14 protein-coding genes and 2 pseudogenes are annotated in these 12,789 nt (G+C 70.2%); 7 read left to right on the forward strand and 9 right to left on the reverse strand.

All coding sequences use genetic code 11. The annotated features are described in order from the left end of the window. Positions 1-381: 381 nt before the first annotated feature. Positions 382-1,032, reverse strand: a complete 651-nt coding sequence (locus tag IF67_RS0122215; RefSeq protein WP_030988284.1) for a DNA-3-methyladenine glycosylase — start codon at positions 1,030-1,032, stop codon at positions 382-384. 171 nt (positions 1,033-1,203) lie between these two features. Here IF67_RS0122215 and IF67_RS0122220 point away from each other — a divergent pair, with 171 nt between their 5' ends. The 3 genes from IF67_RS0122220 to IF67_RS0122230 all read left to right on the forward strand — a co-directional run bounded on the left by IF67_RS0122220 (position 1,204) and on the right by IF67_RS0122230 (position 3,461). After that, positions 1,204-1,986: a sporulation protein gene (locus IF67_RS0122220; RefSeq protein WP_030988287.1), complete on the forward strand. Its 783-nt coding sequence runs from the start codon at positions 1,204-1,206 to the stop codon at positions 1,984-1,986. A gap of 42 nt (positions 1,987-2,028) precedes the next feature. Continuing rightward, a complete protein-coding gene (locus tag IF67_RS0122225) occupies positions 2,029-2,568 on the forward strand; it encodes a YbhB/YbcL family Raf kinase inhibitor-like protein (RefSeq protein ID WP_030988289.1) in 540 nt (179 codons plus the stop codon). 389 nt (positions 2,569-2,957) lie between these two features. Next, entirely contained in the window at positions 2,958-3,461 is a 504-nt protein-coding gene (locus IF67_RS0122230; protein WP_030988290.1) for an HNH endonuclease, read from the forward strand. A gap of 33 nt (positions 3,462-3,494) precedes the next feature. Here the strand turns inward: IF67_RS0122230 and IF67_RS0122235 are convergent, their stop codons facing one another. The 4 genes from IF67_RS0122235 to IF67_RS0122250 all read right to left on the reverse strand — a co-directional run bounded on the left by IF67_RS0122235 (position 3,495) and on the right by IF67_RS0122250 (position 6,773). Then, complete coding sequence (locus IF67_RS0122235; RefSeq protein WP_030988292.1) at positions 3,495-4,268, reverse strand: sulfite exporter TauE/SafE family protein; 774 nt, start codon at positions 4,266-4,268, stop codon at positions 3,495-3,497. Positions 4,269-4,345: 77 nt separating this feature from the next. After that, positions 4,346-5,284: an SPFH domain-containing protein gene (locus IF67_RS0122240; protein ID WP_030087611.1), complete on the reverse strand. Its 939-nt coding sequence runs from the start codon at positions 5,282-5,284 to the stop codon at positions 4,346-4,348. A 101-nt stretch (positions 5,285-5,385) separates the two neighbouring features. Beyond that, positions 5,386-5,799 (reverse strand): NfeD family protein, encoded by a 414-nt coding sequence (locus tag IF67_RS0122245; protein ID WP_030988294.1) that lies wholly within the window; start codon positions 5,797-5,799, stop codon positions 5,386-5,388. A 161-nt stretch (positions 5,800-5,960) separates the two neighbouring features. Next, the gene (locus tag IF67_RS0122250) at positions 5,961-6,773 is read right to left on the reverse strand and encodes an ABC transporter ATP-binding protein (RefSeq protein ID WP_030087609.1); all 813 of its coding nucleotides are present in this window, start codon (positions 6,771-6,773) and stop codon (positions 5,961-5,963) included. Between the two features lie 90 nt (positions 6,774-6,863). On the opposite strand from IF67_RS0122250, the gene IF67_RS0122255 reads away from it, so the two are divergent. Next, the gene (locus IF67_RS0122255) at positions 6,864-7,679 is read left to right on the forward strand and encodes a hypothetical protein (protein WP_030988297.1); all 816 of its coding nucleotides are present in this window, start codon (positions 6,864-6,866) and stop codon (positions 7,677-7,679) included. Positions 7,680-7,785: 106 nt separating this feature from the next. Here IF67_RS0122255 and IF67_RS0122260 read toward each other — a convergent pair whose 3' ends face one another. From IF67_RS0122260 to IF67_RS0122275, 4 genes are all read right to left on the reverse strand, one after another. After that, complete coding sequence (locus IF67_RS0122260; protein WP_030988299.1) at positions 7,786-8,031, reverse strand: chaplin; 246 nt, start codon at positions 8,029-8,031, stop codon at positions 7,786-7,788. 148 nt (positions 8,032-8,179) lie between these two features. Further along, positions 8,180-8,422, reverse strand: coding sequence for a chaplin (locus tag IF67_RS0122265; protein ID WP_030988300.1), 243 nt, complete (start codon positions 8,420-8,422; stop codon positions 8,180-8,182). 190 nt (positions 8,423-8,612) lie between these two features. Beyond that, positions 8,613-9,242: a response regulator gene (locus IF67_RS0122270; RefSeq protein WP_030988302.1), complete on the reverse strand. Its 630-nt coding sequence runs from the start codon at positions 9,240-9,242 to the stop codon at positions 8,613-8,615. An 85-nt stretch (positions 9,243-9,327) separates the two neighbouring features. After that, a complete protein-coding gene (locus tag IF67_RS0122275) occupies positions 9,328-10,485 on the reverse strand; it encodes a GAF domain-containing sensor histidine kinase (RefSeq protein ID WP_030988304.1) in 1,158 nt (385 codons plus the stop codon). Between IF67_RS0122275 and IF67_RS46340 the strand changes: the two are divergent. From IF67_RS46340 to IF67_RS0122290, 3 genes and pseudogenes are all read left to right on the forward strand, one after another. Next, positions 10,420-10,820 (forward strand): annotated as a pseudogene (locus IF67_RS46340) (hypothetical protein); the annotation flags it as partial. The gene IF67_RS0122275 and the pseudogene IF67_RS46340 overlap by 66 nt on opposite strands. A gap of 432 nt (positions 10,821-11,252) precedes the next feature. Then, a pseudogene (locus tag IF67_RS45115) lies at positions 11,253-11,486 on the forward strand (S-adenosylmethionine:tRNA ribosyltransferase-isomerase); the annotation flags it as partial. Positions 11,487-11,932: 446 nt separating this feature from the next. Next, a complete protein-coding gene (locus IF67_RS0122290; RefSeq protein WP_030988307.1) occupies positions 11,933-12,694 on the forward strand; it encodes a transglycosylase SLT domain-containing protein in 762 nt (253 codons plus the stop codon). Positions 12,695-12,789 lie beyond the last annotated feature (95 nt).

Here is a 12,789-nt window from a genome sequence, read left to right on the forward strand (position 1 = left end):
TCCGGGCGCTTCCCTTCGGTCTTGCGTTTCCGACTCTATCAGATCCTTGCGGGCCCGATTTTCGCCGGTGCGTTTCCGCCTTTCGGCTTCTTCGCGTTTTCGACTCTACCAGATCCGGTTTCGTTTCGATTCCGGTTCCGATATTCGTCGGAGGTTCACCCCGGAGCAGTTATTTACTGCTGCCCTTTCGGCGTGGTCACCACTTTAGCGGCTTTCCCTGGCGACTCATAATCGAGTCGGCCTGATCGAATTTCGGCAACGCGAAATTGGACCCGTTAGGGAACCGATCGGAGTGGTTGGTTGTGCCGCCTGGCGGTCTGCGCAAATAGCGCTGCCCGTCTCCAGCGGCTCGGGCTACGTTAGGCGGTCTGCGATGCAGAGTCAAGTAGCGGTGGGGGTGCGGCGTCGGGGGACGTGGGGGCGGTAGGGGCTGACAGTGGGATCGTCGGCGATCCAGTAGCGCCAGGGGTGGTCGGCCCCGTCTCCGCCGACGCCGGTGCGGGGGCCGTTGCGTACCAGCTCGGGAGCGGGCGGGCGGCCGTGGAGTACGGACAGCGGTGCGGTGCCGCCGGCGCACAGGTCGATGCCGTCGAGGGTGCGGTCGATGTCGAGGGCGGTGGCCAGGCGGGCCGGGCCCTTGGCCAGTTCGTTGGTGTTGCGGGCCTTGGGGCGGCGGGCGGCGGCCAGGGGTGCGCCGGTGAGGATCTCGCCTGCGCGCAGGAGGACACCGCTCGCCTTGCCCTCGGAGCCGCAGACCGCGTTGAGGCTGAACCACATCCCGTAGATGAAGTAGACGTACGCGTGGCCGGGCGGGCCGAACATGGTGGCGTTGCGTGCGGTGCGGCCCCGGTAGGCGTGGGAGCCGGGGTCGGTCTCGCCGTCGTAGGCCTCGACCTCGGTGAGCCTGACTGCGACCGGACCGTCGGGGGTGTTGCGGAGGAGGGTGCGGCCCAGGAGGTCGGGGGCCACGTCCACCACGGGGCGGTCGAAGAAGTCATGGGTGAGCGGCATACGTTCCGGTACGTCGGTCATGCGGACCGAGGGTAGTGCAGCCGTTTTGGAGGGCGGCTGGCCATGGGGGCGTCGGGGTTGGGAAAGTGTGGGCCGTGGAACCGGACTGTTCGGTTTCGCGTTCGTAGGGATCAAGCCGAGAGCTCGGCGCGCAATACAGAGCACAGGCGGTTCCGCCTGGGGAGGACGAGCATGGGATTCAAGAAGCTGCTGGCGAGCCTGGGCGCCGGAGGTGCGTCGGTGGAGACGGTGCTCTTCGAGGAGAACGTCGTACCGGGTGGGGTCGTACAGGGCGAGGTGCGGATCCAGGGCGGGTCCGTGGCCCAGGACATCCAGGGGCTGTCCGTCGGACTACAGGCGCGCGTCGAGGTCGAGAGCGGCGACGAGGAGTACAAGCGGAACATCGAGTTCACCAAGGTGCAGCTGGGTGGTGCGTTTGCGGTGCAGCCGGGTGCGACGCACACCGTGCCGTTCGGGCTGGAGATCCCGTGGGAGACGCCGATCACGACGTTCCTGGGGACGCATCTGCACGGGATGAACGTCGGGGTGACGACGGAGCTGGCGATCGCCCGTGCGGTGGACTCCGGTGATCTCGACCCGGTGAATGTGCATCCGCTGCCGGCGCAGCAGGCGATCCTGGACGCGTTCGGGCGGCTCGGGTTCCGTTTCAAGGCCGCCGACCTGGAGCAGGGGCACATCCGGGGGACGCGGCAGAAGCTGCCGTTCTACCAGGAGATCGAGTTCCATGCGCCGCAGCAGTACCGCGGGCTGAACCAGGTCGAGCTGTCGTTCGTGGCGGACGACCGGGAGATGGACGTCGTCCTGGAGATGGACAAGAAGCCGGGGCTGTTCAGCGAGGGCTCGGACACCTACCGGTCGTTCACGGTCGGGCTGAACGACTTCGAGGGGACCGACTGGGCGGGTTACCTCAACCAGTGGCTGGCGGAGGTCGGCGGTAAGCGGAACTGGCTCTAACCTGGCCGGACAGGTGTCAGCAAGCGACCAGGAGGTGTTGCAGTGTCCGAGCTGAAGCGGCGGCCGCTCCCGCACGATTTCCATCCGCCGGTGCCCGAGTTCACGGTGCTGAGCGACGAGGTGGAGCCGGGCGGGACGCTGCGGCCGGAGCAGGTCTTCGCCGAGGGGAACCGCTCGCCGCAACTGCGGTGGGAGGGTGCGCCCGCGGGGACGAAGAGCTACGCCGTCACCTGCTACGACCCGGACGCGCCGACGGGCAGTGGCTTTTGGCACTGGTCGCTGTTCGACATCCCGGCGTCGGTGACGGAGCTGCCGGCCGGTGCCGGGTCCGGGGAGATGAAGGGGCTGCCCGAGGGCGCCGTGCATGTCCGTAACGACTACGGGACGCGGGACTTCGGGGGCGCGGCGCCGCCGCCCGGGGACGGTCCGCACCGTTATGTGTTCACGGTGTACGCGGTGGACCAGGAGAAGCTCGGTCCGGATGCCGAGGCCTCGCCCGCGGTGGTGGGCTTCAACCTGCGGTTCCACACGCTCGGGCGGGCTCAGCTGATCGCCGAGTTCGAGCTGCCCGCGGCGGGCTGAGCGCCGTAATTCCGTTGCGCCCCGGCGCTTCCCGCACGCAGAGTGGTACTCGTGCCGCCGCCCCTCATCAGGGCGTCGGGCAGCTGGTACCGCAGTGGCGGGAGCGGCGGGGCGCAGGTGTGTCGCCGGCCGCTTGCCGGAGCCCGCACTCGTGTGGGGTGTCCTCGCCGGCTGCCGTTCGCTCCGGGTCTCGCGTGTTTCACGGGGGCGGGACCCGGAGCGCACTCATTTCGTGGCTCGCGGGCGCTGCCGGGCACCTCCTTTTCATCTGCTGATCGCCCTCCATTTCCCTTGTGGCGTGCGGAAATTGCGTTGTTCGGGGAATACCTGCCGCTGCACAGTGGAGCAACTTCGCCGCGGGGGCGAAGCGGGTCCGGGAGGTGGACGGGATGCGCGAGACGCTGGTGCTGAATGCGAGCTTCGAGCCGCTGTCGACGGTGTCGCTGCGGCGTGCGGTCGTGCTGGTCATGCAGGACAAGGCGGTCGTCGAGCACGCTCACCCCGGGCTGCGCATCCGTGCCGCCGCGGTGGACATACCGGTGCCGCAGGTGATCAGGCTCAGCAGGTACGTACGGGTGCCGTTCCGAAGACAGGCGCCCTGGTCGCGGCGGGGTGTGCTGGTGCGTGACCAGCACCGGTGTGCGTACTGCGGGCGGCGGGCGACGACCGTGGACCATGTCGTGCCGCGGTCGCACGGCGGTGGGGACACCTGGCTGAATACCGTCGCCTCGTGTGCGGAGGACAACCACCGCAAGGCGGACCGTACGCCCGAGCAGGCGGGGATGCAGCTGCTGCGGCGGCCGTTCGAGCCGACGCCGGCGGATGCGCTGCTGTCGACGCTGGGGGTGTCGGTGCGGGACGCGCTGCCGGAGTGGCTGGCGGTGCCCGCGTAGCGTGCACCATCCGGAATTCTCGTCCAGCTCCCCCTACTTCAGGAGGAGCTGGACGATGGCCAGCAGGCCGACGAGGACGATGACGGCGCGCAGTGCGGTGGGCGGCAGCCGTCGGCCGACCTTCGCGCCCAGCTGGCCGCCGAGGGTGGAGCCGAGGGCGATCAGGGCGACGGCGGTCCAGTCGAAGTGGGCGACGAAGAGGAAGAAGACCGCCGCCACACCGTTCACGACGGCCGCGAGGACGTTCTTGATGGCGTTGATCCGCTGGAGGTCCTCGTTGAGCAGCACGCCCATCAGGGAGAGGTAGATGACCCCCTGCGCGGCGCCGAAGTAGCCGCCGTAGACGCTGGCCAGCATCAGGCCGAGGAGCAGGGCGGGGCCGCCGTCGGGGTGGGCGGTGGTGCCGTTGCGCTCGCGCCGGGCGCGGACCCTCGCGGCGAGCTTGGGCTGCGCGACGACGAGTACGAGCGCGATGGCGATCAATACCGGGACGATGGTGTCGAAGGCCTTGGAGGGCAGCCCCAGCAGCAGGATCGCGCCGCCGAGGCCGCCGACGAGGGCGAAGGCGGCGAAGCGCAGCAGCCGGCGGCGCTGGCCGGCCAGCTCTCGGCGGTAGCCGAAGGCGCCGCTGAGCGAACCGGGCACCAGACCAAGGGTGTTGGAGACGTTGGCCGTGACGGGCGGCAAGCCGAAGGCGAGCAGTACCGGGAAGGTGATCAGCGTCCCGGATCCGACGATGGTGTTGATCGTCCCGGCGCCGATTCCCGCGGCGAAGACTGCGACTGCTTCCCCGATGGACAAGGCCATCTCCTCACATGGTCAGGGTCGCCTCCCCGCCATGAAGGTCGAGGGGCCACCACTGATCATGCACGAGGCTGAACGGGTCAGTCGATGGGGGGCGCTTCACGGTTCGGCGAGCTGGGCTTCGGGATGGAGCCGCCGCCGGTCGGCGGGGTGAAGTTGCCGAGGGCGCCGCCGAGGCCCTTGAGGGCGTCGCCGATTTCGCTGGGCACGATCCAGAGCTTGTTGGCGTCGCCTTCGGCGATCTTCGGGAGCATCTGGAGGTACTGGTAGGAGAGCAGCTTCTGGTCCGGGTCGCCGGCGTGGATCGATTCGAAGACCACCCGGATCGCCTGGGCCTCGCCCTCGGCGCGCAGGGCCGCGGCCTTGGCCTCACCCTCGGCGCGCAGGATCGAGGACTGCTTCTCACCTTCGGCGGTGAGGATCTGGGACTGCCGGACACCTTCGGCCTGGAGGATGGCGGCGCGCTTGTCACGGTCGGCGCGCATCTGCTTCTCCATCGAGTCCTGGATGGAGGTCGGCGGCTCGATGGCCTTCAGCTCGACGCGGTTGACCCGGATGCCCCACTTGCCGGTGGCCTCGTCGAGGACGCCGCGCAGCGCCGCGTTGATCTCCTCACGGGAGGTCAGGGTCCGCTCCAGGTCCATGCCGCCGATGATGTTCCGCAGGGTGGTGACGGTCAGCTGCTCGATGGCCTGGATGTAGCTGGCGACCTCGTACGTCGCGGCGCGGGCATCGGTCACCTGGTAGTAGATGACGGTGTCGATGTTCACGACCAGGTTGTCCTGGGTGATCACCGGCTGCGGCGGGAACGGCACGACCTGTTCGCGGAGGTCGATGCGGTTGCGGATGGAGTCGATGAACGGGACGACGATGTTCAGGCCCGCGTTGAGGGTGCGGGTGTAGCGTCCGAAGCGTTCGACGATGGCGGCGCTGGCCTGTGGGATGACCTGGATCGTTTTGATGAGTGCGATGAACACGAGCACCACCAGGATGATCAGGACGATGATGATCGGTTCCACAGCGGCTCCCGTGCCCTTCGTTGCTGGTCCCTGCCGGCCGGCGACCGGCTTGCCGTTGATCAGTCTTTCAGAGTCGTGGCGCGTCGCGCAGCGTGTTCGGGTCAGATGACGACAGCGGTGGCGCCTTCGATCTCGACGACGTCGACCTGCTGGCCGGGCTCGTAGACCTGGCTGCCGTCGAGGGCGCGGGCGGACCAGACCTCGCCGGCGAGTTTGATGCGGCCGCCGCCTCCGCCGTCGACCCGCTCCAGGACCGTGGCGCTCTTGCCCTTGAGTGCGTCGATGCCGGACGCGAGTTGGGGGCTCTGGCCGCGGTGGCGACTGGCGAGCGGGCGGACGACGGCGATCAGCGCGACCGACACGGCGGCGAAGACGAGGAACTGCGGGACGGTGCCGCCTCCCAGACCCGCGGTGACGGCACCGGCGACGGCACCGACCGCGAGCATCCCGAATTCGGGCATCGCGGTCACGACGAGAGGAATGCCCAGTCCTACGGCGGCGATCAGCCACCACACCCATGGCTCCACGGGTTCATGGTAGATCGGTGCGGCGGCCGGGGACAGGGCGCGATCGGTCAGCAACGAGGAGCGCGCGGTGCCATGTCGGGGTTCCCCCCGGACCGGGTCCGGGAGGGGGAGGCTCCGTGCGGGGTGACGGCCGGGCGACGGGCGGGCCGTCAGGTCAGGGGCAGACCCTGCGCGGTCCAGCGGTCGTTGCCGTTGCGCTCGACGATCAGCGGGAGACCGAAGCAGTGGGAGAGGTTGCTGGAGGTGAGTTCGAGTTCGAGCGGGCCGGCCGCCAGCACCTTGCCCTGACGGATCATCAGGACGTGGGTGAAACCCGGGGCGATCTCCTCGACATGGTGGGTGACCATGATCATCGAGGGTGCGTACGGGTCGCGGGCGAGGCGGCCGAGGCGGCGCACCAGGTCCTCGCGGCCACCGAGATCGAGACCGGCGGCCGGCTCGTCCAGCAGCAGCAGCTCGGGGTCGGTCATCATGGCGCGGGCGATCAGGGTGCGCTTGCGCTCGCCCTCGGAGAGGGTGCCGAACTTCCGGTCGAGGTACGCGGTCATGCCGAGGCGGTCGAGGAAGGCGCGGGCACGCTGCTCGTCGATGTCCTCGTAGCTCTCCTGCCAGCCGGCCGTCATGCCGTACGCGGCGGTGAGCACGGTCTGGAGGACGGTCTGGCTGCGGGGCAGCTTGTCGGCGAGCGCGATGCCGGCGACACCGATGCGGGGGCGCAGGTCGAAGACGTCGACCCGGCCGAGCTGCTCGCCGAGGATCGACGCGCTGCCGGTGGTCGGGAAGAGGTAGCTGGAGGCGAGGTTCAGCAGGGTGGTCTTGCCGGCGCCGTTGGGACCGAGGATCACCCAGCGCTCACCCTCCTTCACCGACCAGGAGACCTGGTCCACCAGAGCCCGTCCTTCGCGGACCACGGATACGTCCACCAGCTCCAGCACATCGCTCATGAGCGCGTTGTCTCCCATTGCTTCTCGGTCGTCGCGTACACCTGTAGGCGCAGCCCCCCTGCAAACTTACGCCACTCGTTGTCGGTGCTCTTCTCTAGGCTGGGGACCATGCTCAATGAACCTCGTTCAGGACGGCTGGCGGCGTGGGGAAATGCCCTTTTGGCCGGACTTGTCTCACCTGATGAAGCCGCGCATCGGATCGCGGACGACGATGCGGTGCACCGCGTGGAGGGGCTGCCCGGCGAGGAGACGCCGGTGGGGCTGACGCTCGCGCTGGGGCGGCTGCGGGCGCTGGGGGCGCAGGGCCTGCGGGTGGCCCTGCCGGTGCCCGGCCATCCGCTGGGGCTGTGCGGACCGCCGGAATTCAATGCGCGGGCGTTGGAGGCCGAGGAGGCGGTGCTCGCCGCGGGCGCCGGGCTGGGGCTGATCCCGGAGGCGTACGAGGCCGGGCCGGAGGGCGGTGCCGCGCCCGATGTGCATGTGGAGGTGGTCTGGCGCTGTCTGCCGGTGCGGGAGGGGCCGCCGGCCGATGTGCCGTCGCTGGGCGAGGCGGAGCGGGAGCTGGCGGAAGCGCTGCGGGACGCGACCGAGCTGCTCGCGAAGCTGGATGTGGCCGGGGCCGGTCCCGTGGCGCAGGCGGCGCTGGAGGCGTACCGGGCGCGGGCGGAGGCCGGCCGGCAGGTGCTGGCCCCCGGGTATCCGCCGCGTGCGGTGCGGGTATTGGAGCTGGCGCAGCGCGTCGGTGCGCTCATCGATATCGCGCAGCAGGCCGGCGGGGACGGCAGGGAGCACGGTGCCGCGGTGAGCTCGTCGGAGATCGCGGCTCGCGCCGAGGCGCTGCGGCCGGTGGAGCGTACGGCCCGTCGGGCGCAGGTGGCGGCGTACAACTCCGCGGTGGAGGAGAGGGAGCGGCACCGCGGGTGAACGGGAACAGGCCCCGCCGGACCATTGTGTGGTCGGCGGGGCCCTTTGCCGAGCGGGGCCGAACGCCTCTGGGCAGGCGAAGCCGTTCAGCCCCGCTCGGACAACCTCAGTTGTTCGAGGTGGCGTTGCCGAAGGCGGGGTTGAGCACACCGATGACGTTGACGCTGTTGCCGGTGGCGTTCACGGGGACGTGCACGGGGACCTGAGCGAGGTTGCCCGAGCCGATACCGGGGGAACGCGTGGCCGTGCCGTCGGCCTGCGCGCCACTGGTCGCGAAGGCGGATCCGGCGGCCGCACCGAGGGCGATACCGGTGGCGGCGAGGACGAGGGCGGCCTTCTTGGCAGTGTTCATGGGGGCGTGTTCCTCACGTGGTGGCACAGGGCCGGAAAGACGGTGGTGGAGGGAGGGGGCCGGCCGCGCATCCCAGGGATGCCGGGGCCGGTCCGGCCCGGCCCGCGCGGACCATGGCGCCGCGCGGGTCAGGCGGGTCCTGCGACGGTCAGACGTTGACGCAGGGGTTGCCGAAGGTGGGGTTGAGCGCGCCGATGGCGGTGACGGTGAGGCCACAGGCATTCACCGGAACGTGCACCGGGGCCTGGATGACGTTGCCGGAGACGATGCCCGGGGAGTGCACCGCGCCGCCCTGCGCCTGCGGGGAGTGGGCCGAGGCGACGCCGGCGCCTGCGAGGGCCAGGCCGCTCGCCGCCATCGTGAGGACCGCTGCGCGCTTGATGTTCTTCACTTCTCTTGCTCCTCGTTGCCGTTGCCGTGGCCAGCCGCCACGACTGCACTGGACAACGGCACGGCCCGAGAAGGGATACGCCGAATGGGCTACCGCTACACGACAGTATGAATCTCAGATCTGAAGACGACGTTCCGGTTGCGCCGACGGTACGGGAGCACCACTGCACGGCGGTGCTCCCGTACGGCGTTCAGGCCCCGATGCCGTGCCGTACGGCCCAGAGCGCGGCCTGTGTCCGGTCGGCGAGATCGAGCTTCATGAGGATGTTGGAGACATGGGTCTTGACGGTCTTCTCGGACAGCACCAAAGCGCGGGCGATCTCGCGGTTGGAACGGCCGTCCGCGATCAGGCCGAGCACCTCGCGCTCCCGGTCGGTGAGGGAAGTACCGCGCCCCTGGCCGCCGTTGTTCTCCTCCTGGGCGAGCAGGGCACCGGCCACCTCGGGCTGGAGCAGCACATGGCCCGCGTGCACCGAGCGGATGGCACCGGCCAGCGCCTCCGGATCGATGTCCTTGTAGACGTAGCCGGCCGCGCCCGCGCGCAGCGCCGGGACGACGGTGCGCTGTTCGGTGAAGCTGGTCACCACCAGCACCCGGGCGGGGTTGGTCAGTTCGCGCAGTGTGCGGAGCGCCTCGATGCCGTCCATGCCGGGCATCTTGACGTCCATCAGGACGACGTCCGGGCGCAGCTCTTCGGCGGCGGCGATGCCCTCCGCGCCGTCGGAGGCCTCGCCCACCACCTCGATGTCGTCCTGGATCTCCAGGAACGTCCGCAGTCCGCGGCGCACGACCTGGTGATCGTCGACGAGCAGTACGCGGATCGCCCGGCCGCCGCCCGCCGCCCGACGGCCGGAGCCCGCCCCGGCTGCGTCCCGGGGGACGCCCCTCGCACCGTCCCTGTCCTTGTCAGCCACCGGGCACCTCCATCTCGACAGCGGTGCCCTTGCCGGGCTCCGATTCCACGGTGAGCTTTCCGCCGACGCCGCCCGCGCGGTCGCGCATCGAGACCAGGCCCAGGTGGCGGCCCGCCCGGCGGACCGTACCGGGGTCGAATCCGCAGCCGTCGTCGGCGATCCGCAGCAGGGCGCCCTGGCCGTTCCGGGTGAGCGTCACCTCGACATGTCCGGCACCGGAGTGCCGCAAGGCGTTGTGCAGCGCCTCCTGGGCGACCCGCAGCATGGCCTCTTCCTGGGCGGCGGGCAGGGCCCGGACGCAGTGGGCCGCGAAGGTGACGCGCGCGGAGTGGGCGCGGTCCAGGACCTGGGCCTGGGAGCGCAGGGTGGCGACCAGGCCGTCCTCGTCCAGGCCTGCGGGCCGCAGTTCGACGACGGCGGCCCGCAGTTCGTCGGCGGCCTCCGCGGCCAGCGCGGCGACCTGGTGCAGCTCGTCCTTGGCGCGGGCCGGGTCACGGTCGACCAGGGCCGTGGCGGCCTGGGCGGTGAGGCGGAGCGAGAAGAGTTTCTGGGCGACCGCGTCGTGCAGCTCATGGGCGAGCCGCGCGCGCTCCCCGACGATGGTCAGCTCGCGGCTGCGCTCGTAGAGACGGGCGTTGGTCAGCGCGATGGCGGCGTGCTGGGCGAGTATCCCGAGCAGCCGCTCGTCCTCCTCGGTGAAGCCGCAGCCGTCCCCACGGGAAGGAGGGGTCTTGGAGCAGCGCTTGTTGGCGAGGAAGAGGGCGCCGAGGATCTCGTCGCCGTCGGCGACCGGCAGGCCGAGGAAGTCGGACATGTCCGGGTGAGCCGCCGGCCAGCCGCCGAAGCGGGGGTCCTCGCGGACGTCTGCGAGCCGCTCGGGCGTGGCGTTGTGCAGCATGGCGGCGAGAATGCCGTGCTGGCGGGGCAGCGGGCCGATGGCCTTCCACTGCTCGGCGCTGACGCCGTCCACCACGAACTGGGCGAAGCCGCCGTGGTCGTCGGGCACGCCCAGGGCGGCGTACTCGGCGTCCAGCAGCTCGCGGGCCGAGGCCACGATCGTCTTGAGGACGTCGCGCACCTCCAGATGCCTGCTCATCGCCAGGATCGCGGTGCTCACCGCGGGGATCCCGGCTCCCGCTCCGTTGGTCATGGCCTCACCGTACCGGCGGGGCGACCAGCCCGTATCGGTCCGATGACGGCTGCCGCCTACGCCCACCGGCCTAGGCCGAATGCCCGCGCGACGGGGGCGTGGGTGGTCGCGCTGCCCGGGGATGTCACGGACGGCGGGCACGGGCGGCGCTGGTGGCCGCGGCGGGTGAGCTGGGCGGACTGGCTCTGCTGGTGAACAACGCGAGCGCGCTGGGGGCCGAGCCGCTGGTGCGGCCGCCGGACCATCCGCTGGACGGGCCGCGGGTGGCGCTGGAGGTGAATGCGGTGGCACCGCTCGGCCTTCTCCAGGAGGTTTTGCCGCTCTTGCGTAGTTCCTCCTACCTGGCCTCGTATGAGGAAGTCACCCCTTATACAGGGAACAGGTCTTATGCGGCGGATGTCGGCAATGGGCAGACATACGATTCGAACCCTTGTACCGAGAATGCCCGAAATGCCGGATCGTCCGATTCGTCCCCTTATATCGGGATAGGGTATGTAGTTATCGAAGAGAATGCGGCGGCGGCCGGGGCGGGTGGGGCGGCCGGGGCGGATGCGCCCGACGGGGCGAGCACCCGGTGACCGCCGAGGCGCTGCACGTCCCGGAGGAGCTGTCGGCGCGGGTTCCGGCCGAGCAGCGGGGGGCCTGGGCCGGGACGCCGTACGGCTGACGGTGAGCCGGGGTGCGGCCGAGGTCAGCCACCACGCCTTCGGTGAGCTGCCGGCGCGGTGGTGCGGCTGCCCGGCGGGGCGCGGCCGGTACTGGAGGCCCCGTTCGGGCGGGTACGGGCCGCGGCGGGCCGGACGGACCTCGTCGTGACGCCGCGACGCGGGGTGCGGGCGGTGGACGGCCCGCTCACCGGGCTGCACGAGCCCACCGCCTCCCCTCTGCTGATGCGGGCGGCGGTGGCCGACGACGAGGCGCTGGGGCGGGCCTGCGCGGCGGCGGTCCGGCGGCGCTATCCGTGGCACGCATTCGGTGATCTGCATCTGGTGCTGCCGGACCGAGCGGGACACGATCGCCGGCCCGGGACCGGGAAGGCGTTCGCGGTGATTCCGGTGGGCTGTCCGGCGCCGGAATGCGAAGGGCCCGATCCGATTCACATGTCGCTCGACCAGGTCGTGGTGGAGATCTGACGCATACGGACTGTGCATTTGCAATTACATCCGGCGAGACGAAACTCTTCACACTGTGACGCCGAGCATAGGACGCAGGTCACTTACGAGCCGGGTTAGTGGACCCCCGAATAGTGCATGAGCTGGGAAAGTCTTATTCGGGATGCAATATCCGCCACCCTGGTTCCACTAACGCGCATCGTACGTCACACCTTTGCCGGGGGAATTTCCTGCCGCTAAGAATGGCTCCCGTCGCTCGGCGCCGTGATCGGAATACGGCGTTTGCCACCGCTCTCGGCCCGTGCGGCGTCCCCCATCGGAAGGTCTGTCCTGCCATGCCTCAGCACGCCACTTCTGGTCTCCACCGCCTGACCCGGACGCACAAGCTCTCCGTCGCCGGTGTCGCCGCAGCCGGTGCCGCCGCTCTGGTCTTCACCGTCGTTCCCGGTGCCGACGCCGATCAGGGCAAGAGCCAGGCCACCGCCGTCGAGAACGTCCAGCCGGTTGCCTTCAGCGCAGTCGGTACCGCCGCCAAGGCCCAGCAGGCCACGATCGCCAAGCAGGCCGACCACTCCGCCGCCGAGGGCAAGGCCGAAGCCGCCGCCGCCAAGAAGGCTGCGGCGGTGAAGGCCGAGAAGGCGCGCGCGGCGAAGGCGGCCGCGAACCGGTCCGCCGTACGCACCGCGATCCCCGCCGCCGCTCCGAAGGCGGTCGCTGCGAAACCGGTCGCGAAGCCCGTTGCGAAGCCCGTCGCGAAGCCCGCCAAGAAGACCTACCCGGACAACCTGGACGGCTGGATCCGCGAGTCGCTGGACATCATGGCCAAGAAGGGCATACCCGGCTCGTACGAGGGCATCCACCGCAACATCATGCGGGAGTCCAGCGGTAACCCGATGGCCATCAACAACTGGGACATCAACGCCATCAACGGCGTCCCGTCCAAGGGCCTGCTCCAGGTGATCGCCCCGACCTTCAAGGCGTACCACGTCGAGGGCACCTCCTGGAACGCCTACGACCCGGTCGCCAACATCACCGCCGCCTGCAACTACGCGGCCGACAAGTACGGCTCGATGGACAACGTCAACTCGGCCTACTGAGCCGACGGTTCAGACGGTCCGCAGTCCCGCACACACCGCCGAGGGGCGGCACCCGATGTCGGGTGCCGCCCCTCGGACGTGCCATGGATGCGGCA

The organism is Streptomyces sp. NRRL S-1813, from assembly GCF_000719605.1.
Classification (GTDB): Bacteria; Actinomycetota; Actinomycetes; order Streptomycetales; family Streptomycetaceae; genus Streptomyces; species Streptomyces decoyicus.